The sequence below is a fragment of the Ruegeria sp. SATB045 genome (genome assembly GCF_059613525.1).
Genome location: NZ_JBXWSR010000020.1, coordinates 616,879 through 639,567 on the forward strand (window position 1 = coordinate 616,879; position 22,689 = coordinate 639,567).

The window sequence follows — 22,689 nt, forward strand, 5'->3', positions numbered from 1 at the left end:
AACCATGCGCGCCGAAACCCAGAATATCGTGGCGGAAATCGAAAAGTCGCTGGAGCTGCTGGCGCAGCGTATGGACTATGAAACCGCACCTCATCGTCTTGAGGAATTCAACGCGCGTGTTGAGGACCCCAACCTATGGGACAACCCCGAGAACGCACAGAAGCTAATGCGCGAGCGGCAGATGCTGGTCGATGCCATCGAAACCTATGAAACCATCAAGACCGATCTCAGCGACAATATTGAGCTGATCGAGTTGGGCGAAATGGAAGAGGATGACGAGGTCGTCGCCGACGCCGAGGGGGCGATCAAGGCGCTTGGCGAAAAAGCCGCCAAGAAAGAGCTTGAGGCGCTGCTGGACGGCGAGGCCGACAGCAACGACACGTTCCTCGAAATCAACTCGGGCGCGGGGGGGACGGAAAGCTGCGACTGGGCCTCGATGCTGGCGCGGATGTATGTCCGCTGGGCCGAGAAAAAGGGCTATACGGTTGAACTGCAGTCCGAGACCGCAGGTGAAGAGGCCGGGATCAAATCGGCGGCCTACAAGATTTCCGGTCACAATGCGTATGGCTGGTTGAAGTCGGAAAGCGGTGTGCACCGTTTGGTGCGAATTTCGCCCTACGACTCGGCGGCCAAGCGGCATACATCGTTCAGTTCGGTCTGGGTCTATCCCGTGGTTGATGACAATATCGAGATTGAGGTGAATCCGGCGGATATTCGGATTGATACCTATCGGTCGTCAGGTGCGGGTGGTCAGCACGTGAACACCACGGACTCGGCGGTGCGGATCACGCACATTCCCACCGGTATCGTTGTGACCAGTTCTGAAAAGTCGCAGCACCAGAACCGCGATATCGCCATGAAAGCGCTGAAGTCGCGCCTGTACCAGCAAGAGCTGGACCGCCGGAACGCCGATATCAACGCCGCTCATGAAGCCAAAGGTGATGCGGGCTGGGGTAACCAGATCCGGTCTTACGTGTTGCAGCCTTACCAGATGGTAAAGGACCTGCGGACCAACCATGAAACCTCGGACACAAAGGGTGTGTTGGATGGGGATCTGGATGGGTTCATGGCGGCAACTTTGGCGCTGGATGTGGCTGGTAAGTCCCGGTCCGAGGCGCAGGGCGACTAAGCCGGGCAGGGGGCTCTGCCCCCGCCGCGCGGTGCGCGACTCCCCCGAGATATTTTTGGCCAGATGAAGTCGATCCCCGTGTGGTTGCTGCTGGAAAAGATACATCTAAACAGTGGGTTTAAATGGGGATAAGCCCCGGATAGGCTGATCGAGTCAGTGTGACCTGTCAGCCGAAGAGATCCGAATGAACCTAAGCCAGATTACCGCAACCGCGTTGGTGACCGAATTGTCCGAGGGGCGGGTCTCTGCGTCTGAAGTGATGCGTGCCACGTTGGACCGCATAGCAGCGGTGAATGACGATTTAAACGCCATAGTTGGATTGCGGGACCAGGGCGATCTGCTGGCAGAGGCGGCTGAGCTGGACAAAGGGGCGAAGCGGGGTCCTCTGCATGGGGTTCCGATCGCGGTCAAAGACTTGGTCAATGTGGCCGGGGTTGTGTCGACCCAAGGGTCGCCGTTGTTTCGTGATCATATCCCTCAGAAGGATGACATGATCGCTGCCCGGATGCGGGCGGCCGGAGCGATTTTGATCGGAAAGACCAACACGCCCGAATTCGGATTGGGGTCACACACGTTCAACCCCGTTTATGGCGCCACGCGCAACCCGTATGATTCATCACGAACTTGCGGTGGATCTTCTGGTGGCGCGGCGGTTGCTTTGGCGTCCGGTATGGTGGCGCTGGCGGATGGCTCGGACATGATGGGTAGTTTGCGAAATCCCGCCGCGTGGAACAATGTCTACGGGTTTAGACCAAGCTGGGGGAGGGTTCCGTCCGAACCAGTCGGAGACGCGTTTCTGCATCAGCTTTCGACCCTCGGCCCGATGGCGCGTTGCCCCGAAGATTTGGGCCTGCTTTTGGATGTAATATCCGAGCGTGACGCGCGACAGCCCTACAGTGTGAAACCTGAGCCCGTTGGGCCGGTTCAGGCACAAGACCTGACAGGGGTTCGTATCGGTTGGCTTGGCGATTGGGGCGGAGCCTATCCGTTCGAAGACGGGATAACGGACCTGTGTCGGGATGCAGTGTCCGTTCTTGCCGGGTTGGGGGCACAGGTCGATGAAGTCGTGCCTGATTTCGAAGCCGAGCGTCTGTGGGAAAGCTGGACGGTGCTTAGATCATGGAGCATAGCCGCCGGCCTTGCCCCTCTGACCGAGCATAGATCAATGTTGAAAGACACGGCGCAATGGGAACTGGATCGGGGGCTTGCCTTGACCGCAATGCAGGTTCACCGCGCCAGTGAGATGCGTTCAGAATGGTTCCGGCACGCTCTTGGAATGTTCAACACCTATGACGCGCTGATCCTGCCATCAGCGCAAGTCTGGCCTTTCGAGATCGAAACGTCGTATCCGACTGAGATCGCTGGCACCAAAATGGATACTTACCACCGTTGGATGGAAGTTGTTCTGCCAGTGAGCCTGATTGGCTTGCCGTGCCTGTCAGTGCCGGCGGGGTTTGGCCCAGAAGGCGTGCCGATGGGGATGCAGATTTTCGGTCCGCGCGGCACGGACGCAAAGCTTTTGTCAATCGGGGCTGCCTATCATGCGGCGACTGAGTGGCCACAAAAAAGACCCGCCAGCTAATAAGCGACAAAGGGAGAAGGGAGACAGAATGGAGAAGCCTTTCGGAGTTCCGAAAATGGGGCCGGTTACGACAGACATGTTGCGTGAAGCCTTGAGCCGGGCTTGGGCGGATTTTCGACGTGCGCCGGTCTATGGCCTTGTGTTCGCAGGCTTCTATGTCCTCGCAGGCTGGGCAATGGCGTGGGTCACGGTACAAACTCAGACCTCGTATTGGCTGGTACTGGCCGCGATCGGATTCCCACTATTGGGGCCCTTTGCAGCAGTCGGGCTTTATGAAGTCTCTCACCGGTTGGAGTTGGGGGAGCCACTTGATTATGCTTCTATTTTCGGCGTTGTGGCGCAACAGGGCCGACGTCAGCTGCCTTCAATTTGTGCGATCATCGTGGTCATGTTCCTGTTCTGGTTCTTCCTTGGCCACATGATTTTTGCACTGTTCATGGGACTGTCGACCATGACCAACGTTTCTACCTCTCTTGAGGTTTTTCTGACTGTAAATGGCCTGACGATGCTGGCGGTCGGAACTTTGGTCGGAGCGGTTTTTGCCACCCTTCTTTACATGATCACTGTACTGTCCATCCCAATGTTGCTGGATCGGGAATTGGATTTCGTGACAGCGATGATCGCCAGCTACAGCTATGTTAGTGCGAACCTGACGGTGATGCTGGGTTGGGGCGTGTTCGTCGCCGTGCTGACGTTTCTTGCCATGATCCCATGGTTTCTTGGACTGCTGATCATCTTGCCGCTGCTTGGACATGCGAGCTGGCACTTGTATCGGCAGATCACACAAGCCGAATCCGCTGCTGCAGAGCCAAGTTAATCCACGTTTATTCTAAGCGTTCAAGGCCATGGTATGCGCACGTCGGGCGGTGCGGGCCGCGCTTATGGCTGCGGATGGTTGTGTACCAAGGTAACGCAAATTCAAGCGACGCATGGTTGTCTCGTTGGCCGTGGTTTTGGACAAGCAAATCGCAACACCTCGCCAGGTGTCCGGCTGATCTCCTCCACAGCGAGTCATCAGGTAAATTTTGCTGTTTTGCGCCGTACGGTTCGACATCAATATGTAGACTTGGCTTCCTGCGCAGGCGGCGATGCCCTGAACTTCGCGCAACTCAGGCGAGGTCGCCTCGCTGGCCGTCGGCGGTTCGTAGCTGCGGATCATGGTGCATTGCGGCAGGCGCCGCGCATGGATCACGCGGTACCGTGTCGCTTGCGCCCCGTCCAGAGCGGTTTCCGAGACATAATAAAAACCAGCGGGCAGAAGGTCCTCGGTCAGAGTGCCGGGCCCGGAACCCAGAAATTCTGTCAGAGCAGTTGCAGCAGGATGAGGTGTAGGTAGATCGATTTCGTTAAGGGGTCGTAGAAGAATACGTGCGTCCACGTCGAAAAAACAGCAAATACGATTAAGCACGTCGGGCCGGGGAAAGCTCTCTCCGCCAAGGTACCGGTTGAACTGAGTGCGGTTGATCCCAAGCTGACGGCACAGTTCAGAAATCGAGGGGTAGTCCGATGCTAGCAGTCGAAGATTATCACCGAACATCTTGCGCAGCTCAGCCGGGCTGCGGGTTTCGTTGGTCATTTCTGTCCCGGTCTTATTATGTGTTGCCGTGTTCACCCTGTTTGTCCGAGCAATAGACCGGACAATCGCGCTTCAATCGTACTGAGGACCCTGACCAGCGCATCCCAACGCCACGTCACAAGACGAGGCTAACGTCCTGATGCGTAAAAGCAATAGTCTTTTAAGTATATTGTATGGAATTTTTGGTGTTTTGGCTCGTTTTGGGCAACACATTGCTAAAACGCGTGTGGCCGCTATCAAACCCGAGTTGACCCGTCCGCTACGTAAGCGCAGTGGACGGGACAGAATATTCAGTCGCCGCGCAGCAGTGCGGCGACACCTGTGCGGGCGATCTCGATCAAACCCAACGGGCGCATCAGGTCGGCAAAGGCGTCGATCTTGTCCGGCGCACCGGTGATCTCAAAGATGAATGAATTCAAGGTGCTGTCGACCACATTGGCACGGAAAATATCTGCCAGACGCAGCGCTTCGACCCGCTTGTCGCCTTCGCCGACGACTTTGATGATCGCCAGTTCCCGCTCGACCGATGGGCCCTCGACCGTCAGGTCATGCACCTCATGCACGGGCACGATGCGGCCCAGCTGCGCCTTGATCTGTTCGATCACCTGCGGGGTTCCGGTGGTGACGATGGTGATACGGCTCAGGTGACCAGTGTGGTCCACCTCGGCCACTGTCAGGCTTTCGATGTTGTAGCCACGACCCGAAAACAGGCCGATCACTCGGGCCAGAACGCCCGGTTCGTTTTCGACCAGAACCGCGATTGTATGACGTTCCTGTACGTCCGAGAAGGTCGGCCGTAGGTTATAAGCGGAATGGCGAGTAGAGCCTTTTTTGATATGTAGGGCAGACATTTACGTCCCTTTCATCATCCTGCGAAAGCCGGGCACCGGAGCGCCCGACAAAATTCGACGAATTTTGTTAAACCAGAACCGAACCTTTGGAGTCGATCACGCCCTGCGTCTCGGCCTCGCCCAGCAGCATCTCGTTATGGGCCTTGCCCGACGGGATCATGGGGAAGCAGTTCTCGTGCTTTTCAACCAGACAGTCAAAGATCACTGGGCCGTCATAGTTGATCATCTCCATGATCGCGTCATCCAAATCGGCCGGGTCGGAACACAGAATGCCCTTGGCCCCGAACGCCTCGGCCAGTTTGACGAAATCAGGCAGGGCCTCAGACCACGAATGCGAGTACCGCTCGCCATGCAGCAATTCCTGCCACTGGCGTACCATGCCCAGACGCTCGTTGTTCAGGATGAACTGTTTCACGGGCAGGCGGTACTGAACGGCGGTGCCCATTTCCTGCATGTTCATCAACCATGAGGCTTCACCCGCGACATTGATTACCAGCGCGTCGGGATGCGCCATCTGCACACCGATCGAGGCCGGGGTGCCATAGCCCATCGTGCCCAGACCGCCCGATGTCATCCAGCGGTTGGGGTCTTCGAAACCGAGGTACTGCGCGGCCCACATCTGGTGCTGGCCGACCTCGGTCGTGATATAGCGGTCGTGGTTTTTAGTCAGCTCTTCAAGACGTTGCAGGGCGTATTGCGGTTTGATCGTCTTTTCGCTGTTGGTGTAGGCCAGACAATTGACCTTGCGCCAGTCGCTGATCTGTTCCTGCCACTTGGCAACCGCAGCCGCATCAGTCTTGCGCCCACGCGCTTTCCAGACCTTGAGGATATCCTCCAGCACATGGGCTACGTCCCCAACAATCGGGATGTCTACACGGATCACCTTGTTGATGGACGAGGGATCAATGTCGATATGCGCCTTTTTCGAATTCGGCGAGAACGCATCAATCCGCCCGGTGATCCGGTCGTCAAACCGCGCGCCGATATTGATCATCAAGTCACAGTCATGCATCGCCAGATTGGCCTCATACAGGCCGTGCATACCCAGCATACCCAACCAATTCTTGCCCGAGGCTGGATAAGAGCCCAGGCCCATCAGGGTCGACGTTATGGGAAAGCCGGTCGCATCCACCAACTCGCGCAGCAATTGGCTGGCAGCAGGGCCCGAGTTGATCACGCCGCCGCCGGTATAGAAGACGGGCTTTTTGGCTGTTTCAATCGCCGCGACCAGCTCGGTGATCTCTTCCAGATCGCCTTTCAGAACCGGTTGGTAATGCGAGGTCGAGGGTTTCGGCCCGGAATACTCACCTGAGGCGAATTGCACGTCTTTCGGGATGTCGATCAGCACCGGGCCGGGGCGACCGGAGGTGGCGACGTGGAACGCCTCGTGCATGGTCTCGGCCAGCGAGTCCGTGTCCTTCACCAGCCAGTTATGCTTGGTGCAGGGGCGGGTGATGCCAACGGTGTCGGCCTCTTGGAACGCGTCCGAACCGATCATGAAGGTCGGCACCTGACCGGTCAAAACGACGATAGGGATCGAATCCAGCAGTGCGTCGGTCAGGCCGGTCACCGCGTTGGTGGCACCGGGGCCGGATGTCACAAGCGCAACGCCGGGCTTGCCGGTCGACCGCGCATAGCCTTCGGCGGCGTGGACCGCGCCCTGTTCGTGGCGCACCAGAATGTGGCGAATGTCGTTTTGCAGAAAAATCTCATCATAGATCGGTAGCACGGCGCCGCCGGGGTATCCGAATACCGTGTCCACGCCCTGATCCTTGAGGGCCTGAACCACCATCTTTGCGCCGGTCATCTCACGTGTCATCTGCTTTGCTCCGTTCGCGACATGTGTCTTGCGTGTTGCCAAAAAAAAGCCCCCGAGATTTTCGGAGGCGCATGGGTTGGATTATGGTTTACCGTCACCGGCCCATGCGCGTGTTTCCTACGATTACGACTAGCGCTTTCATCGCCAGAGGCTCCTTTTTTGCGTGCAGGGACATTATGGGCGGCGCGACGGGGCGTCAACAGGCAATCGCACCAATTTTCTATCTCAGGCAGTGAATTTTGCGACATTTTATTGCGCAGATTGCCGCGTGTCTGGAATTTTTGCGAAATAGGGGTGCTGATTCCCTGCATTCGCCTGTTTCGCTTGTGCTCAAAAGCGTCACGACGATGTCCGAAACGAGCATGATTGCGGCTCAAAGCTGAGGCAACCTGACCCAGACCTTTGCTGGCAACGGAGGCAGGCCATGCTGCATGATCTGATTGATCTGGGACGGTATCCGATAGATTGTCCGGACTCGCGGGCATATGAGCAGTTAATCAACGATCTGCGAAAAGAACTTGATCAGGATGGCTGCGCCGTCATGCCGGGGTTCGTTCATGCCGAAGGTGTCGCGTCGCTGTTGCAAGAGGCTGAGCGTGTCGCAGGTCACGCCCATCGCTCGTTCAACCGGACGAACGCCTATTTCACGCAGGACGATCCTACGCTGGAAAGATCCCACCCGGTGCGGCAGTTTTATGAACGTTCGAACGCGTTTGTGCCTGCGGATAATTTACCGAATTCCGGGCCGCTGAGGCGTATATATGAGTCTGAACCTTTTTTGCCTTTTATCCGGGCGGCGCTGAACGAACCGGAAGACAAGTTCTTTCGCTACGATGACCCGTTGGCGGATGTGATTATCAACGTTGTGGAGGAGGGGCAGGGTTTTCCATGGCATTTCGACACCAACAACTACACGGTCACACTGGCCATTCAAAATGGTGAGGCAGGCGGTGCGTTCGAATACGTCCCGAACCTTCGAACCGCCGAGGACGAGCAGTTTGAATCGGTCGCTTCGATTCTTGACGGAAGCAGGGCAAGGGTCCGTGAATTGGAACTGCTTCCTGGCGATCTGCAGATATTCCGTGGGCGGTACGCGTTGCACCGGGTGGCCCCTGTGAAAGGGCCGCGCAGCCGTTACGTCGGCATTTTCTCATTCGCCGAAGCCGAAGGGATGTGTGGCAGCGTTGAGCGAACCAAACAGCTCTATGGTCGGGTGCTACAACATCACCATGATCGGGAGGGGCTGAGAAACGATCCATTGCTGGATTGAAACGTGGTAGCCTGCGCGTGAGATAGATTTTCCGCCGGAGGCGCGTATGCCTGAAATATTGCAGCTCACTCCATTTGTATTGTGCTCTTCGTTGCAAAAGCAGATAGACTTCTATTGCGACCGTCTTGGGTTTGCCTGCGGGTTTCGGCAAGACAATTACGCGTTTCTGTCGCTTGGCCCAGTGGCCGTTCGTTTGCTGGAATGCCCGCCGCGCGAAGACCGACGACAGTTAGGCGACGAGCAATCGTTCTACTTAGACGTGGATGATGTTGACGCGCTGTATGAAACCCTACGCGCGGGGTTGGAGAGTTTGCCCGAGGGACGCGTGCGGCCACCATTTGACCAACCCTATCAGCAGCGCGAGTTTCACGTCATTGATGAAGATGGAACGCTGGTGTTTTTCGGACAGGACATCAGGCCACGGGGCTGAGTGCTCCCGCCCGTTGTCAATGCGTCTGCGGCGCATCTCCGCCGGTTGGGCCGGGCAGCGCGTGCCGCGCTGCGGTCAGAAACCGGGGCTGGTGCCCTGCAAGACTCCATGCTCCAGCGCATAGCGAGTCAGACCGGCGGTCGAAGAAATTCCCAGTTTGCGTTTGATGTTCTTGCGGTGGGTCTCGACTGTGCGGACCGAGATGTCCAACGTTTGGGCTACTTCTTTGTTGGATTTTCCCTGCGCCAGTTCCAATAGAATGGTCTGTTCCCGACCCGTCAGGGCCTCGCGCGCACCACCTCTTTTGGGTTCCAGCGATCCGCTGGCCCCGGTGCACAGGTATTGCTCGCCTTGCATAACGGCATCGATGGCCTTCTTGATCTCGTCCGTCGGAACATCCTTGAGGACATATCCTTTGGCCCCGTGACTGAGGGCTGTCGAAATGTATTCAGGGCTGTCGTGCATGGACAGGACCAGAACGCGGGTTTGAGGCAGGCGTTCCAGAATGATCTCGGTCGCGCTGAGGCCGCCCATGCCGGGCATGTTCAAATCCATCAAGATCACATCAGGTGCCAGAGTAGCGACCTGATCTACGGCGTCCTGCCCGCTGCTGAGCGTTCCGACAACAGTGATTTCGTCGTAGCTTTCGAGGATCGACTGTATCCCTTCGGCGACCATCGGGTGGTCGTCTACGATAAGGACACGGATTGTGGCGTCGCTCATGTACCGGCCTTTCGGTTGGGCGTGGCGTCTTCCTGTGGCGGCAGCAAATGGCTGAGAGGCAGGCTGACCTCGATCACCGTTCCGCTGCGTGGGCCGCGTGATGACAGAATACGCAGCGATCCGTCAAGCTGTTCGATACGCTCCTGCATGTTTCGCAACCCGATCCCCGTACTGCCGTCGCCGGGTGCACTGCGCAGTCCGCGGCCGTTGTCGGTGATCCGCATGGTTGCGCCCTTTTTGTGGCCGCGCAGGTCTATCGTAACACGAGTTGCGCCGGAATGGCGTTCGATATTGGTCAGGGCCTCTTGCGCGATACGGTAGAGCGCAATCTTGCTGTCCTGATCCAGACGGTTGCGGAAGACAACCGTTGAGAACTCGGTGTCGATTCCGGTTCGGTCCCTAAAGTCATCGGTCAATGCCTTGAGGGCAGGGCCAAGCCCAAGGTCGTCCAAAACGCCGGGACGCAGGTCGCGGCTTATGCGACGAACTTCGGTGATGGCAGACCCCAGATGGTCGATGCCCTTGCCCAAAGGGTCACGCGCGCCCGCATCATCGCCACGTTCCAACCGCCTGCGGGCGTTATCCAACGCATAGCGCACGCCCACAAGGATCTGGCTGATCCCGTCATGTAATTCGCGCGCCACGCGGCCCCGCTCTTCCTCTTGCGCATCGAAAACGCGTTGTGTCAGCTCTTTCAGCTTTGCGTCGGCCAACCTGCGCTCGCGAACGTTCAGCAGCATCCCCGATGTGAAAACGATTAGGACAGCCGCCAGAACGATAGCGCCGATGTATCCAAAGGTGCGCTGCACACGGGCCTCGACCTCGGCACGGGCATTGGCGACGGTTGCTACGATATCGTCGATGAAAACGCCGGTCCCCACGGCCCAGCGCCAGTCCTGCAGGCCGACCACATAGGCGATCATCTGCGCCTCTTCCCCGGTCGAGGGCTTTTGCCACATAAAGCTGTGCCATCCCGCGCCCTGACGGGCGAGGCGAATGAACTCATCCACGACAGGGGTGCCATCGCTGTCGGTCAGCCCCTCCCAGTTGCGGTTGATGAATTGCGTCTGACGTGGGCTGACAAGGTTGTTGCCGTCATAGTCATAGACGAAGAAGAATCCGTCCTTACCGTAGATCATCGCCGACAGGATCTGTGTCACAAGATTCTGCGCGACCTTATCGTCGGGCGTGGCGCGGCCATAGATATAGGCAAACCCGTTGCGGGCCTGGGTGACATAGTTGCGCAGTTCTTCTTTCTTGGCCTCGATCAGGCGACGTTCAAGTGCCTGAATTTCGCGCTCGGCCGTGGCGCGGGCTTCCTGTGTAACAAAGAACGCAATTGCCGCCACGGCCACCAATAGCGGGATAGCTGCCACAAGTGACAGTTTCTGGCCATAGGTCAGCGAGATCAGGTTGCGAAATCCTTTCATGGACGAATCGATACGCAAGCGCGCGGGAAAATGCAAAATCTTTGCTCGAGACCGGTTTTTTCTATCGTTCGCGAGCGGAAAGCACTGGACGTTTCCCTAATTTCTAAGCCTCGCCGCAGAAAAACCGGCTTACCTACGTAGTAGTAGGTATTCACATTCAAATTCCTGTCATTAGGCTGGCGCGCACTGAAAACGACTGCCCCGAGATCGTTCGGGGGTTTGAACTATGTAGGGGAGGAACACTCATATGGATCGTCGTTCATTTCTAAAAACATCTGCTCTGGGCGGCTCGGCTGCTGCGGCCACCACGCTGGCAGCACCGGCTTATGCACAGGGCAAGCGCACCCTGACCATGGTGACCTCGTGGGGTCGCGGTCTGGCGGGCGTTTTTGACAGCGCACAGCGTTGCGCCGACAGCATCACTACCATGTCCGATGGCGACCTGACGGTCGAAATCAAAGCCGCGGGCGAACTGGTTGGCGCGTTCGAGGTCTTTGACGCCGTTTCGTCCGGTCAGGCCGACATGTACCACGCTGCCGATTATTACTTTGTGGGTCAGCACCCGGGCTACGCGTTCTTCACCGCTGTTCCGTTCGGCATGACTGCGCAGGAACTGGTGAACTGGTACTACCACGATGGCGGCATGGAGCTGCATGACGAGCTGGGCGAAATCTTTGGCCTGAAATCCTTCCTGGCCGGGAACACCGGTGCGCAGGCGGGCGGCTGGTACTCGAAGGAGATCAACGGCCCCGAGGATTTCCAGGGTCTGAAATTCCGCATGCCGGGTCTGGGTGGTCAGGCACTGGGCAAACTGGGCGCATCGGTTCAGAACATTCCGGGCTCGGAAGTGTATCAGGCGCTGTCCTCGGGTGCGATTGACGGCACCGAGTGGATTGGCCCCTGGGCGGACGAAAAAGCCGGTTTCCAGGAAATCACCAAGACATACTACACCGCGGGCTTCCACGAGCCGGGCGCAGGTCTGTCGCTGGCAACGAACCGCGACGTGTTCGACGAACTGACACCTGCACAGCAGAAGATCATCGAGATCGCAGCTGGTGAAGCACACCAGTGGAACCTGGCGCAATTCCTGGCCAACAACGGCGCGGCGCTGCAGCGCCTGCAGTCGGGTGGCGTGAAGGTTCTGGAATTCCCCGACAGCGTCTGGGATGCCTTCGGTCAGGCCAGCCAGGAAGTTCTGGACGAAAACATGGGCGACGAGCTGTTCAAGAAAATCCACGACAGCGCAATGTCGTCGATGGCAGCGTCTTCGGCATGGAACAACCTGTCGTCGGGTGCCTACACCACCCAGCGCGACCGCGTTCGCGGCTAAGCAGCGTTTCTTCGACCAAACGGTTTCCCCACCACGCGTGGGGAAGCCTTTCCCGTTGCAACAGCGCGGTTCGGACAGCCGCGCATCATAGGTGCAACTGACGCGACCTGGGGACAACATGCAGGACGAAAACGGTATCTCGTTCTTCGGCGCCCTGTGGAATGGACTTGTATGGTTCATCCAGAACATTGCCGAAGCCTTCTATAATTTCGGATACGCCATCACGCATCCGCAACTCTGGCTAGACTGGTCAGACAAGGCGTCGATCATGCGCTTTGTCTATTACGGTGGCTCGGTCGAGTTCTTCTTTGTGATCTTCACCTTCTTTCTGGTTCTGACCGCCGTCGGCCTGTACTACCGCAATTTCATGTGGGGGATGGTGCGGGTTCTCGAGGGCTTTGCGAACACCACAGGTCGGTTCTTTGCATGGGCCGGTTTGTTGATGGTCATCCAGCAGATTGTCATCGTTTTCATGCAACGGGTGTTTACCCGCCCTGATATGTCCTTTGGCCTTGGTATCCCATTCACTCAGGATATCAGTTGGTTCGCGGAAGAACTTAAACTGTATAACGCCATGGTGGTCTGCCTGTGCTGTACCTATACGTTCGTGCAGGGCGGGCATGTGCGCGTTGACCTGATCTATGCCGGCATCAGCCATCGGGCCAAACGCGTGGTCGACATGTGCGGCGCGGTTCTGTTTATGATGCCTATGGCCGTGCTGACGTGGATGTATGGCTGGTACTTCATGTGGCGGCACCTGATCGTGCCGAAACCCTCGGCTAGTGATACGTTGGACCGCCTGGTCGCCAAATCCCGCGCGCTGCGCTGGAACGTGGAAACCATCGGTTTCAGCCCCAACGGGTTCAACGCGTACTTCCTGTTCAAGATCCTGCTGGTGGCTTTTGCGGCCATGGTGTTCCTGCACGCCATTGCATTCCTCTACCGCTCGTTCTTGGAATACTCGGAAGGGTCCGAGAGCACAGGAAAATACCTCGACAAGGATAGCCTTGGTGAGGGTGAAGAAGCCTACGAAGGCGCACATTAGGGACGGAGACCCAGACTATGTTATTCGGACTTGATGGCGTCGAGATAGGCCTCATTATCGTATTCTTCTGCCTTTTCGGAGGCATCCTATCCGGTTTCCCGGTGGCGTTCGCCATCGGCGGGGCAGGGATCATTTCCTTCGGGATCATCGCAGCGCTGGACAGTGCCGGGCTGCTGATCCACCAGGCAATTGATACCGGCTCCCAAGCCTACCGAGATCTCGTGAATTCGGGCGTCAAACCCGACACGGTGTCGGTTTTCCGCTTCCCGGACTTACCAAGGATCGCCGAGCCGGTCTTTGTGCAGGGCTGGGAAACCGCGCTGGACCGCAACGTGTCCTTCATCGTGAACCGCATGAACGAACGCGTTCTGGCCGGTCAGTCGATTGAAACCCTGCTGGCCGTTCTGATGTTCGTCCTGATGGGCATCACGCTGGAACGCTCGAAGATCGCAAACGATCTGCTGACCACGATGGCACGTGTCTTTGGCCCGCTGCCCGGTGGTCTGGCCGTGTCGATTGTGGTTGTGGGGGCGTTCCTTGCCGCTTCGACCGGGATCGTGGGCGCGACCGTTGTGACCATGGGCTTGCTGGCGCTGCCAACCATGCTGCGCAACAACTACTCGCCGGAACTGGCGACCGGTGTGATCGCGGCCTCGGGCACGTTGGGGCAGATAATCCCACCGTCGATCGTGATCGTTCTTTTGGGGACACTGGCCGGTGATCTGTATTCGACCGCGCAGGAAACCCGCGCGCAGGATGCAGGCTGTACAGACGCGCTGACCTATCTGGGTGAGCCTGCCGTGGTCTCGGTTGGGACATTGTTCCAAGCAGCTTTGCTGCCGGGGATCATGCTGGCGCTGCTTTATGCGCTTTATGCCTTTGGCTATGCGTTGCTGAATCCGGAAAAGGCCCCGGCCGTTGAAATGTCAGGCGGTAGTGGTGAGCCGATCACCCGTGCCGAAGGTCTGACCTGGTTGCTGGGTGCACCGGTTGCGCTGATCGTGGGCATGATGGTTCTGAGCAGTGCTGGTATTGTCGGAAGCCAGAACATCAGCGTCTCGGCTTTCTCGGATATCGGTGAGGGCGCATCGCTGCGCACGAACGTGTCTGAGGAATGCAAAGCCTCGATGATCGACTTGCACGGACAATTGGCCTGGGATCAGGCCGTGGCCGAGCAAGAGGCCATCGATGCCGCAGGTGGCACCGCCGAGTCGACACGCCTGACCGAAGAGGAACTGGTTGCTGCGCAACAAGCTAAGATCGCTGCTGCTGCGCCGATCGGCACGGGTGTGGCTGTCATGGTCGTGCTGCTGGGTCTGACGCTGGTCATGGGTCGCGGCATTGCGCCATCGAAGCCGACGCAGCCGCTGATCGTAGGGGCCATCGGCCTGTTGTTGATGCTGCTGGTCGATGTCCTGCTCATTGCGCCAACCACGTCCTCGGGGACGACCTTTGTCTTGATGGCGGTGCCGTTTGCGCTGGCCATTTATGGATGCAAAGAGGCCGCTGCGCGCTGCGCGACCAATGATCTGATCCGCGTGGTCTTCCCGCCGCTGGTTCTGATCATCGCGGTTCTGGGCTCGATCCTGGGCGGTGTGACCAACCCGACGCCCGCTGCGGCGCTGGGGGCAGGCGGGGCGATCATGCTGGCCGCGTACCGCAAGCTGCAGGATCAAGGCCGCTCGGCCAAGGTGATCATCTGGGCGACTTTGGCCGTGATCGTGGCCTTGCTGATGGGTGTGAACTTTGACCTGCGCATCAACCAGAGCGATGTCAGCGTCGAGACCTGGATTGCCTTCATCGTGGCCTATGGCGCCTATCTGTTTGCCCTGTTCGGCTTGCTGTTTGGTTGCTGGGTCTTGTTTACCAGCGGGGTTCTGACGCCCGTGGTGCGCGAGACAGCCAAGGTGACCTCGATGGTCTTCACCATCCTGATCGGCTCGCAGTTGCTGAACCTTGTGGTGATCTCGTTCGGGGGTGAGCACTATATCCAGCAGTTCCTGCGCAGTTTCGACAACGAGTTCACGGTCTTCCTGATCGTGATGCTGGTGCTGTTCATTCTGGGCTTTGTGCTGGACTTCCTCGAGATCATCTACATCGTGATCCCCATCGTGGGCCCGGTGATCTATGGCGGGTCGTTCGATCCGAAATGGGTCACGATCATGGTGGCGGTGAACCTGCAGACCTCGTTCCTGACACCACCTTTCGGGTTCGCGCTGTTCTACCTAAGGGGCGTTGCGCCTAAAGAGGTCACAACAGGTCATATCTATCGCGGGATCATTCCATTCGTGCTGATTCAGGTAGTCGGGATTGGTATCCTTTGGTTCTTCCCGACCATCGTGACGATCGTGCCGGATCTGATCCCGAATTGATAAGGCCGACAGAAGGATGACAGACCGGAGGCCCTGTGGCCTCCGGTCTTTTTTGTTCAGGCTTCGGCTTTGGGATGCGTCAGTTCCGCAAAAGCAGCTTCGGCCTCGTGGTCGATATCCAGCGTGGCAGGGGTCAGGGTCCCGGCGTCGGGGTCATTGAAGACCGCCCTGTCCAGCTTGTCGACACGCTGGGCGACAATGGTGGTGACAACCGCGTCGCCGGTTATGTTAACCACCGTCCGCATCATGTCGATGATCCGGTCAACGGCGAGGATGATGGCGATCCCGTCCAGCGGCATTCCCAGTTGATTCAACACCATGGCCAGCATCACGATACCCACGCCAGGCACTCCGGCAGTGCCGATTGAGGCCAGAACCGAGATCGAGATGATGGTCATATAGCCACCCAGCCCCAGATCAATCCCATAGGCATTGGCCAGGAACACCGTCGCCACCCCATGCATGATCGCGGTGCCGTCCATGTTTATCGTCGCGCCCAACGGGATGCCGAACGAGGCAACCGAGCGGTCTACACCGATGCGCTGGGTCACGCATTGCATCGAGGCCGGGATCGTCGCGTTCGAGCTTGAGGTCGAGAAGGCAAACACCTGCGCCGAACGCATCTTGCGCAGAAACGCGCGCGGGCTGAGGCCGGTGCAGACATAAAGCAGCACCATCAGCGTCACGCAGAGGTGAAAGACCAGCGTCAGGCTGATGGTCGTCAGATACCCGATGACCGGGGCGAACAGGCTGAACCCTTCCAGCGCAAAGGTCTTGGCAATCAGACAGAAGACGCCGATCGGAGCGAAGGCCATCACGATCTCGACGATTTTCATCGCCAGTTCGTTCATGAAGGTACAGCCCTCGACAAAGGTTTTGGCGCGGCTTCCGATCATCAGAACCGCAATGCCGACAACGACTACATAAAAGATGATCTGCAGCATTTCGCCGTTGGCCAGCGCCTGAACCGGGTTCTTGGGGATGATGTTTGCCAGTATCTGCCACGCGGTATCCTGCGTTGCGACGGACACATCCGCGCTGGCCATATGCAGGCTGTCAAATCCCATGCCGGGGTTGAAGATGTTGGAAAACACAAGCGCCGTCATCACCGCCAGCGCCGTGGTCGCCAGATAGGTCACAAAGGTCAGCCCTCCGACACGCCCCAAGACCTTGAGATCACCAATCCCAACCACGCCGCACAGTAGGGAAAAAACCACCAGCGGTACGACCAGCATCTGCAGCGCGTTCAGGAACATCTGGCCGACCATGCTGAACAAGCCATTGACCAGATGTTCTTGAAGGAACGGTATGTGCCAATAGTTCAGGGCCAGTCCAAGGGCTGAACCAAGCGCAAGGGCCGTTAGAATTTGCGTCGTCAGGTTGGCCGCAAGCAGCCGTCGAATAGCATGAGTCATTGTCCGTCTCCCTTTACCAAAGCCAAACCCGCAGGTCGGGAACCTGTTGCATCACGGGCTATGTCATTGAAGCCCAGCCGAGCGGATCTAAACGGGGTCGAACGGCTGAGGGTCAGGATTACTTGGTGACGTGGGGTAAGGATTCAATCGCTGTCCGTAGGGAAGTCGCCATTTAGATGATTAATAATTGTTCATCTTTTCTGACGGATCTGCCCCGAGACAGTCAAAATGCTGGAACAAGCGCTAGCTGAACTCGATCAAATCCCAGCGATTTCCAAACGGGTCGCGCCAGACCGCGACGGTTCCATAAGGTTCACGACGCGGGGTTTCCTCGAACGTCACGCCAGCCGCCGTCATGGCCGCGTGGTCGCGTTGAAAATCATCCGTTGCCAGGAAAAAGCCGACACGTCCGCCGGTTTGGTTGCCTATGGCCTTGTTTTGATCGACGTCAGCCGCTTTGGCCAGCAGCAAGGACCCCTCGGGCGCATTGGGAGGAGCCACGCGCACCCAACGTTTACCATCACCCAAATCAATGTCCTGCTCGAGCGTAAAGCTTAGGGTTTGCGTGTAAAATGAAATCGCAGCATCGTAGTCTGGCACCACGAGGGTCACCGCATGCAGGCTCTGACGCATTGGACTTCAGCCTTTGGTCGGGTGTCGGTCAGGCAATTGGATATTCGCCACTTGTTCGGCAATCGGAGCGGTCGACAGAGGGTGGTGGCCCGATCCTGCAAGATCAGCCGGGTTTCCGACCTTGACCCATTCACCTTGAATATATGCCTCCAACCCCGAAAACCGGGCCTTATATCCCATCTTGGGGCTGCCAGGGACCCAATATCCAAGATAAACATAGGGCAGCCCGGCCTCGCGCGCGATGTCGATATGATCAAGGATCATATAGGTGCCCAAAGAATTCTGCGGTTGATGCGGGTCATAGAACGAGTAGACCATGCTAAGCCCGTCATCCAGAACATCGGTCAGACTGACGGCGATCAGGTTATCGGTGTCGGGGTCCGCATATTCCACAACGCGGCTGCGGATCGGAGTTTCCTCGATCATTGCGGCGAATTCGAACACGTCCATATCGGCCATACCTCCATCGGCATGGCGGGTATCCAGATAGCGGCGAAACAGCTCGTACTGTTCATCGGTGGCCCAAGGCGAATTGGCCTTGCGCTGCAGGTACGCGTTTCGCTTTACCGCGCGCTTTTGGCTTTTGCTGGGGGCAAACGCGGATACGTCGATACGGGCTGACAGACAAGCGGCGCAATCGGCACATGACGGCCGGTACAGGACGTTTTGCGAGCGGCGAAACCCTTGTTGCGACAACGAGTTATTCAGTTGATCTGCCCCTTCACCCTGTAGGGCTGTGAACAGCTTCCGCTCCATCCTGCCCTCAAGATAAGGGCAAGGCTGTGGGGCCGTCACATAGAATTGTGGCGCGATAGGCAGCGTGTGTCGCATGAAAGTCCCGTTTTTTCTGACCGGGATGATAGCAATCGATCCCGGAGCCGCCAAGTGATTCACGCTACAGGGTTACTATTACGCGCGCTGGTTGATCATCACCGTTCCAAGGAAGGAATCCGTCAGGCCCTGTCCGCGGGAACTGGTCAGCATCATGATGACCGAGATGACCTGCACCACAAAGATCGCCATACTCAGGAAATATCCCGCCGTATGGGCGATAGCCTTGCCCAGGTCCATCCGTGCGCCGAATGCATCACGCAGTTCGATTCCCATAAAACGCATGCCCAAAGTGGCCGACCCGTTCGCAATAGTGACGACACGGTAGACAAAGCTGATGACGGCATAGATCAGAGGCAGGAAAAACAACCCCGCACCCAGAGTGAGGAAGATCGGAACAATACAAAGCAGCGATATCAGCGCGATATCGAACAACCAGGCGACAAAGCGCTTGGTCGCCACCGATTGATAGAATTCCGGTTGGCGATCTGGATCTGGTAGATGAGTCATATAGGGATATCCGCGTCGTTGAATGGGTTCACCCTGTCCCGAAAACCGGGGCAGGGCAAGGATCAGATCAGGCGCGTGCGTCGCTTTCGTCTGCATCGTGGTTATCACGGGCGCGTTCGTCCATGAATTGATCGAACTCGGCCTTGTCCTTGGCATCGCGCAGGCGGCGCAGGAAGGCTTCGAAATCCTGTTGTTCGCGCTCGAGCCGGGCCAGGGTGTCGGCCTTATAGGCATCAAAGGCGCTGTTGCCCGACGGTTTCATCGCGCTCATGTGGCTGTTCCAGGACGTGCGGCGGCTGCAGGATTTGCTGAACATGCGTTTGCTCCAGATCATATAGGCCAGAAGGGCCAGGCCCACAGGCCAGAAAAAGATGAAACCTAGGACCATGGCGCCAATCCAGGCGCCTTTGCCCTTGTCGTCCAGCCAGGCCTCGATACGGTGCAGCCATCCCGGATTTGAAGGGACGGCGGGGTCGGATAGTGCGGTCATTTTGGTCTCCGGGTTGATGTAAATTGTTTTCACATTGAATAGATGGGAGTTGGGCGGCAGGTTGCAAGGGGCATATGTAAAAATCTTTTACATTGACTTTGCAGGGGTGTCGCAGCGATGCAGTTAGGACTTGTGCAAGCCTTTGAAATCAGGCCACTTGGGAGCAGTATACCGCCGGAGGCCCCATCATGACCGCTCTGTCGATCCACCGAATGCCACGCCCGTTCGATCCTGCGTTGGGTGATGAAACACGGGGTCTGGTTGCGGATCTGACGCCGGAACAGGCTGAGCTGATCGCGGGTGTCGCGGGTTCTAGCCCCTATCTCAAAGGGTTGATCGAGCGGGAAAAAGACTGGCTGGCCGGGGCCTTGCAGCAGCCCGATCAGGCGCTGGCCGAGGTGATGGCCACCGCCCGCGCGCTGCCGCCGGATCAGCTGAAACCGGGGTTGCGGCAGGGCAAACGACGGATGGCGCTGCTGACCGCGCTGGCCGATGTGGCGGGGGCGTGGCCCTTAGAAAAAGTCACAGCTGCGCTGACGGATTTCGGGGCGCTGACGGCGGATGCGGCGGCCAAGGCCGAGATCGCGGCGCTGATCCGGCGAGGCAAGTTGCCGGGCATGAGCGAGGACGACGTTGAAACCGCTGCCGGGATGATCATTCTGGCCATGGGCAAGATGGGCGCGCATGAGCTGAATTACAGCTCGGATATCGACCTGATCGTGCTGTTCGATGAGACCCGGTTTGACCCGGATGATTTCTATGAGGCGCGTCATGGCATGGTGCGTGCCACGCGGAACTTCTGCGCCACGCTCAGCGACAAAACCGCCGATGGCTATGTGTTCCGCACCGATTTGCGTCTGCGCCCCGATCCGGGTGTGACGCCTGTGTGTATGGCGGCCGAGGCTGCCGAGCGGTATTACGAAAGCCTTGGCCGCACTTGGGAGCGTGCCGCCTATATCAAAGCGCGCCCCTGTGCGGGGGACATCGCAGCAGGACAGCGGTTTCTGGACACGCTGCGCCCCTTTGTCTGGCGGCGGCATCTGGATTTTGCCGCCATCCAGGACGCCCACGACATGCGACTGCGCATCCGCGAGAATAAGGGGACCGGCGGCGCTCTGACCATTCCGGGCCACGACATGAAGCTGGGGCAGGGTGGCATCCGCGAGATCGAGTTCTTCACCCAAACCCGCCAATTGATCGCCGGAGGGCGTGACCCCGACCTGCGCGTCCGAGGCACAGTGCCAGGGCTGGCTGCGCTGGCAGAAAAAGACTGGGTGCCGTCTGAGGTCGCCGACAAGCTGACCGACCATTACCGCGCCCACCGCGAGGTCGAGCACCGCATCCAGATGATCCACGACGCCCAGACCCATAAGGTGCCGCAATCCGACGAAGGGATCGAGCGCGTCGCCTGCCTGATGGGGATCAGCAGCGAAGATCTGACCTCCGACCTCACCCGTCGCCTGACCGAGGTGCATGAACTGACCGAAGGGTTCTTCGCCCCCGGAGCCGCAGCCCCCGCGCCAACCCCCGAGGTCACCTTTGACGAAGGCGTCATGGCGCGCTGGCCGACCTATCCGGCGCTGCGCTCGCAACGGGGCGCGCGTATATTCGAACGGCTGAAACCGGAATTGCTGTCGCGCCTCGCCAAGACCGCCAAACCCGATGAGGCGTTGTTGGCGCTCGACGGTTTCCTGTCGGGCCTGCCTGCGGGCGTGCAACTGTTTTCGCTGTTTGAGGCCAACCCGCATCTGATCGACCTGCTGGTGGATATCGTCGGCACGTCTCATGCGCTGGCGGGGCATCTGTCGCGCAATGCTTCGGTCTTTGACGCGGTGATCGGGGGCAGTTTCTTTGACGACTGGCCCGGGCAAGCGGTGTTGCACGCCGATCTGGAGCAGGCGCTGGCGCAGGAGGCAGACTATGAGACGCAGCTGGATTTCGCCCGCCGCTGGTGCAAGGAATGGCATTTCCGCATCGGTGTTCACCACCTGCGCGGGCTGATCGACGGCGCACAGGCCGGGCAGCACTACGCCGATCTGGCTAGCGCCGTGATCGCCGCGCTTTTTCCCTGCGTGACCGAACAATTCGCCCGAAAACACGGGCCCGCACCGGGACGAGGGGCGGTGGTGCTGGGCATGGGGTCGATCGGGGCAGGGCGGATCAACTCGCAATCCGATCTGGACATGATCGTGATCTATGACCCGCTGGATCAGGACATGTCCGACGGTCCGCGCCCGCTGGCCACGCGCACCTATTACGCGCGGTTCACGCAGGCTTTGATTACGGCCCTGTCCGCGCCCATGTCGCAGGGGCGGCTCTATGAGGTCGACATGCGTCTGCGCCCTTCGGGCAATCAGGGGCCGGTGGCGACCAGTTGGGCCAGTTTCACCAACTACCAGCAGAATGAAGCATGGGTCTGGGAACACTTGGCCCTGACCCGCGCCCGTGTTGTGGCCGGGGCTGCTGATCTGGCGCAGGATACCGAAGCCTTCCGCGCCGAATTCCTGACCCGTCCCCGCGACACTGCGAAGGTGCTGCGCGAGGTGGCCGAGATGCGCACGCGGCTCGCCGCCGCCAAATCTCCGGCCGGTATCTGGGATGCCAAGAACGGCGCAGGCCGCATGATGGATATCGAACTGATGGCAGAGACGGGCGCGTTGCTGTCCGGTCTGCCTCAGCGGGATGTTCATACGGGGCTGGATGGCGCAGTCGCTGCCGGGCTGCTGGATGTCGCGCAGGCGCAAACGCTGAAGGACTGCTATGATCTATGCTGGTCGGTGCAATGCGCGGCCCGGCTGCTGTCGGGCAAGGTGATCGAGGCCGACAAGATCGGCGAGGGCGGTACGGCTTTTCTGTGCCGGGCCACCGGGTTTGAACAGGTCGACCAGCTTCAGGCCGCGCTGCAGGACAGTTACGACACCGCCGCCGGGATCATCGGCTGCGTTATTTCGGAGGATACTCATGGCGCGCAGTGACGACCCCAATGACCACAAGGGCCTGATCCGCGAGGCATATAACATGGAGGGCATCACATTGCCCGAATGCCGTAGCATCTTTCTGGACTGGGCACTCAGCCTGCCTGCGGATCGGGATCAGACGCAGGCGCTGACCGATCTGCACGCCATCTACGCGGCGCAGGCGGATCACCCGATGACGCAGGTGCTGACCGAGGGATTGCAGGCAGCACAAAAACCTAAACGCCGCGGCGGCTGGCGGTCCCGCGATCGCTAGGGCTTTTCTCCGCGCGCCGGAG

Annotated in this window: 20 protein-coding genes; 10 read left to right on the top strand and 10 right to left on the bottom strand. The window is 58.6% G+C overall.

What is annotated here, in order from left to right; translation table 11 throughout:
- Nucleotides 1-4 precede the first annotated feature (4 nt).
- The 3 genes from prfB to AC2FNR_RS10660 all read left to right on the top strand — a co-directional run bounded on the left by prfB (nucleotide 5) and on the right by AC2FNR_RS10660 (nucleotide 3,528).
- Entirely contained in the window at nucleotides 5-1,129 is a 1,125-nt protein-coding gene (prfB, locus tag AC2FNR_RS10650; RefSeq protein ID WP_170752641.1) for a peptide chain release factor 2, read from the top strand.
- A gap of 184 nt (nucleotides 1,130-1,313) precedes the next feature.
- A complete protein-coding gene (locus AC2FNR_RS10655) occupies nucleotides 1,314-2,711 on the top strand; it encodes an amidase (protein WP_496849025.1) in 1,398 nt (465 codons plus the stop codon).
- 28 nt (nucleotides 2,712-2,739) lie between these two features.
- Nucleotides 2,740-3,528 (top strand): DUF2189 domain-containing protein, encoded by a 789-nt coding sequence (locus AC2FNR_RS10660; RefSeq protein ID WP_480865750.1) that lies wholly within the window; start codon nucleotides 2,740-2,742, stop codon nucleotides 3,526-3,528.
- A 12-nt stretch (nucleotides 3,529-3,540) separates the two neighbouring features.
- Here the strand turns inward: AC2FNR_RS10660 and AC2FNR_RS10665 are convergent, their stop codons facing one another.
- From AC2FNR_RS10665 to AC2FNR_RS10675, 3 genes are all read right to left on the bottom strand, one after another.
- Nucleotides 3,541-4,287, bottom strand: coding sequence for a helix-turn-helix domain-containing protein (locus AC2FNR_RS10665; protein ID WP_480865748.1), 747 nt, complete (start codon nucleotides 4,285-4,287; stop codon nucleotides 3,541-3,543).
- A 290-nt stretch (nucleotides 4,288-4,577) separates the two neighbouring features.
- On the bottom strand, nucleotides 4,578-5,138 hold the full coding sequence (ilvN, locus tag AC2FNR_RS10670; protein WP_170354480.1) for an acetolactate synthase small subunit: 561 nt from the start codon (nucleotides 5,136-5,138) through the stop codon (nucleotides 4,578-4,580).
- A 67-nt stretch (nucleotides 5,139-5,205) separates the two neighbouring features.
- Nucleotides 5,206-6,957 carry an acetolactate synthase 3 large subunit gene (locus tag AC2FNR_RS10675; protein WP_170354479.1) on the bottom strand — a complete coding sequence of 584 codons (1,752 nt, stop codon included), beginning with the start codon at nucleotides 6,955-6,957 and terminating at the stop codon, nucleotides 5,206-5,208.
- Between the two features lie 424 nt (nucleotides 6,958-7,381).
- Here AC2FNR_RS10675 and AC2FNR_RS10680 point away from each other — a divergent pair, with 424 nt between their 5' ends.
- Both AC2FNR_RS10680 and AC2FNR_RS10685 read left to right on the top strand, forming a co-directional pair.
- A complete protein-coding gene (locus tag AC2FNR_RS10680) occupies nucleotides 7,382-8,227 on the top strand; it encodes a HalD/BesD family halogenase (protein ID WP_496849026.1) in 846 nt (281 codons plus the stop codon).
- A gap of 46 nt (nucleotides 8,228-8,273) precedes the next feature.
- The gene (locus tag AC2FNR_RS10685) at nucleotides 8,274-8,657 is read left to right on the top strand and encodes a bleomycin resistance protein (RefSeq protein ID WP_496849027.1); all 384 of its coding nucleotides are present in this window, start codon (nucleotides 8,274-8,276) and stop codon (nucleotides 8,655-8,657) included.
- A 75-nt stretch (nucleotides 8,658-8,732) separates the two neighbouring features.
- Here AC2FNR_RS10685 and AC2FNR_RS10690 read toward each other — a convergent pair whose 3' ends face one another.
- Nucleotides 8,733-9,380 (bottom strand): response regulator transcription factor, encoded by a 648-nt coding sequence (locus AC2FNR_RS10690; protein ID WP_480865744.1) that lies wholly within the window; start codon nucleotides 9,378-9,380, stop codon nucleotides 8,733-8,735.
- Nucleotides 9,377-10,810, bottom strand: a complete 1,434-nt coding sequence (locus tag AC2FNR_RS10695; RefSeq protein ID WP_170354475.1) for a cache domain-containing protein — start codon at nucleotides 10,808-10,810, stop codon at nucleotides 9,377-9,379. Before AC2FNR_RS10695 ends, AC2FNR_RS10690 begins: the two co-directional genes overlap by 4 nt.
- A 247-nt stretch (nucleotides 10,811-11,057) precedes the next feature.
- Between AC2FNR_RS10695 and AC2FNR_RS10700 the strand changes: the two genes are divergently transcribed.
- The 3 genes from AC2FNR_RS10700 to AC2FNR_RS10710 all read left to right on the top strand — a co-directional run bounded on the left by AC2FNR_RS10700 (nucleotide 11,058) and on the right by AC2FNR_RS10710 (nucleotide 15,557).
- Nucleotides 11,058-12,140, top strand: coding sequence for a TRAP transporter substrate-binding protein (locus AC2FNR_RS10700; RefSeq protein WP_170354474.1), 1,083 nt, complete (start codon nucleotides 11,058-11,060; stop codon nucleotides 12,138-12,140).
- Nucleotides 12,141-12,258: 118 nt separating this feature from the next.
- The gene (locus AC2FNR_RS10705; protein WP_170752655.1) at nucleotides 12,259-13,185 is read left to right on the top strand and encodes a TRAP transporter small permease subunit; all 927 of its coding nucleotides are present in this window, start codon (nucleotides 12,259-12,261) and stop codon (nucleotides 13,183-13,185) included.
- A 17-nt stretch (nucleotides 13,186-13,202) separates the two neighbouring features.
- Entirely contained in the window at nucleotides 13,203-15,557 is a 2,355-nt protein-coding gene (locus tag AC2FNR_RS10710) for a TRAP transporter large permease (RefSeq protein WP_496849028.1), read from the top strand.
- A 56-nt stretch (nucleotides 15,558-15,613) separates the two neighbouring features.
- Here the strand turns inward: AC2FNR_RS10710 and AC2FNR_RS10715 are convergent, their stop codons facing one another.
- From AC2FNR_RS10715 to AC2FNR_RS10735, 5 genes are all read right to left on the bottom strand, one after another.
- Nucleotides 15,614-16,972 carry a dicarboxylate/amino acid:cation symporter gene (locus AC2FNR_RS10715; RefSeq protein WP_496849029.1) on the bottom strand — a complete coding sequence of 453 codons (1,359 nt, stop codon included), beginning with the start codon at nucleotides 16,970-16,972 and terminating at the stop codon, nucleotides 15,614-15,616.
- Between the two features lie 243 nt (nucleotides 16,973-17,215).
- Nucleotides 17,216-17,605: a VOC family protein gene (locus AC2FNR_RS10720; protein WP_496849030.1), complete on the bottom strand. Its 390-nt coding sequence runs from the start codon at nucleotides 17,603-17,605 to the stop codon at nucleotides 17,216-17,218.
- Nucleotides 17,606-17,611: 6 nt separating this feature from the next.
- On the bottom strand, nucleotides 17,612-18,436 hold the full coding sequence (locus tag AC2FNR_RS10725; RefSeq protein WP_170354469.1) for an arginyltransferase: 825 nt from the start codon (nucleotides 18,434-18,436) through the stop codon (nucleotides 17,612-17,614).
- Between the two features lie 78 nt (nucleotides 18,437-18,514).
- Complete coding sequence (locus AC2FNR_RS10730) at nucleotides 18,515-18,946, bottom strand: RDD family protein (RefSeq protein ID WP_496849129.1); 432 nt, start codon at nucleotides 18,944-18,946, stop codon at nucleotides 18,515-18,517.
- A 67-nt stretch (nucleotides 18,947-19,013) separates the two neighbouring features.
- A complete protein-coding gene (locus tag AC2FNR_RS10735) occupies nucleotides 19,014-19,436 on the bottom strand; it encodes a DUF2852 domain-containing protein (protein ID WP_480865741.1) in 423 nt (140 codons plus the stop codon).
- A gap of 185 nt (nucleotides 19,437-19,621) precedes the next feature.
- Between AC2FNR_RS10735 and glnE the strand changes: the two genes are divergently transcribed.
- A complete protein-coding gene (gene glnE / locus AC2FNR_RS10740) occupies nucleotides 19,622-22,411 on the top strand; it encodes a bifunctional [glutamate--ammonia ligase]-adenylyl-L-tyrosine phosphorylase/[glutamate--ammonia-ligase] adenylyltransferase (protein WP_496849130.1) in 2,790 nt (929 codons plus the stop codon).
- Nucleotides 22,398-22,667 (top strand): hypothetical protein, encoded by a 270-nt coding sequence (locus tag AC2FNR_RS10745; RefSeq protein ID WP_480865739.1) that lies wholly within the window; start codon nucleotides 22,398-22,400, stop codon nucleotides 22,665-22,667. The genes glnE and AC2FNR_RS10745 overlap by 14 nt, the downstream gene beginning before the upstream one ends.
- Nucleotides 22,668-22,689: the final 22 nt, after the last annotated feature.

Bases quoted from the DNA above. Each gene is read 5' to 3' on its own strand.
- prfB (WP_170752641.1), top strand. From the start codon at position 5: ATGCGCGCCGAAACCCAGAATATCGTGGCGGAAATCGAAAAGTCGCTG.
- AC2FNR_RS10655 (WP_496849025.1), top strand. From the start codon at position 1,314: ATGAACCTAAGCCAGATTACCGCAACCGCGTTGGTGACCGAATTGTCC.
- AC2FNR_RS10660 (WP_480865750.1), top strand. From the start codon at position 2,740: ATGGAGAAGCCTTTCGGAGTTCCGAAAATGGGGCCGGTTACGACAGAC.
- AC2FNR_RS10665 (WP_480865748.1), bottom strand. From the start codon at position 4,287: ATGACCAACGAAACCCGCAGCCCGGCTGAGCTGCGCAAGATGTTCGGT.
- ilvN (WP_170354480.1), bottom strand. From the start codon at position 5,138: ATGTCTGCCCTACATATCAAAAAAGGCTCTACTCGCCATTCCGCTTAT.
- AC2FNR_RS10675 (WP_170354479.1), bottom strand. From the start codon at position 6,957: ATGACACGTGAGATGACCGGCGCAAAGATGGTGGTTCAGGCCCTCAAG.
- AC2FNR_RS10680 (WP_496849026.1), top strand. From the start codon at position 7,382: ATGCTGCATGATCTGATTGATCTGGGACGGTATCCGATAGATTGTCCG.
- AC2FNR_RS10685 (WP_496849027.1), top strand. From the start codon at position 8,274: ATGCCTGAAATATTGCAGCTCACTCCATTTGTATTGTGCTCTTCGTTG.
- AC2FNR_RS10690 (WP_480865744.1), bottom strand. From the start codon at position 9,380: ATGAGCGACGCCACAATCCGTGTCCTTATCGTAGACGACCACCCGATG.
- AC2FNR_RS10695 (WP_170354475.1), bottom strand. From the start codon at position 10,810: ATGAAAGGATTTCGCAACCTGATCTCGCTGACCTATGGCCAGAAACTG.
- AC2FNR_RS10700 (WP_170354474.1), top strand. From the start codon at position 11,058: ATGGATCGTCGTTCATTTCTAAAAACATCTGCTCTGGGCGGCTCGGCT.
- AC2FNR_RS10705 (WP_170752655.1), top strand. From the start codon at position 12,259: ATGCAGGACGAAAACGGTATCTCGTTCTTCGGCGCCCTGTGGAATGGA.
- AC2FNR_RS10710 (WP_496849028.1), top strand. From the start codon at position 13,203: ATGTTATTCGGACTTGATGGCGTCGAGATAGGCCTCATTATCGTATTC.
- AC2FNR_RS10715 (WP_496849029.1), bottom strand. From the start codon at position 16,972: ATGACTCATGCTATTCGACGGCTGCTTGCGGCCAACCTGACGACGCAA.
- AC2FNR_RS10720 (WP_496849030.1), bottom strand. From the start codon at position 17,605: ATGCGTCAGAGCCTGCATGCGGTGACCCTCGTGGTGCCAGACTACGAT.
- AC2FNR_RS10725 (WP_170354469.1), bottom strand. From the start codon at position 18,436: ATGCGACACACGCTGCCTATCGCGCCACAATTCTATGTGACGGCCCCA.
- AC2FNR_RS10730 (WP_496849129.1), bottom strand. From the start codon at position 18,946: ATGACTCATCTACCAGATCCAGATCGCCAACCGGAATTCTATCAATCG.
- AC2FNR_RS10735 (WP_480865741.1), bottom strand. From the start codon at position 19,436: ATGACCGCACTATCCGACCCCGCCGTCCCTTCAAATCCGGGATGGCTG.
- AC2FNR_RS10745 (WP_480865739.1), top strand. From the start codon at position 22,398: ATGGCGCGCAGTGACGACCCCAATGACCACAAGGGCCTGATCCGCGAG.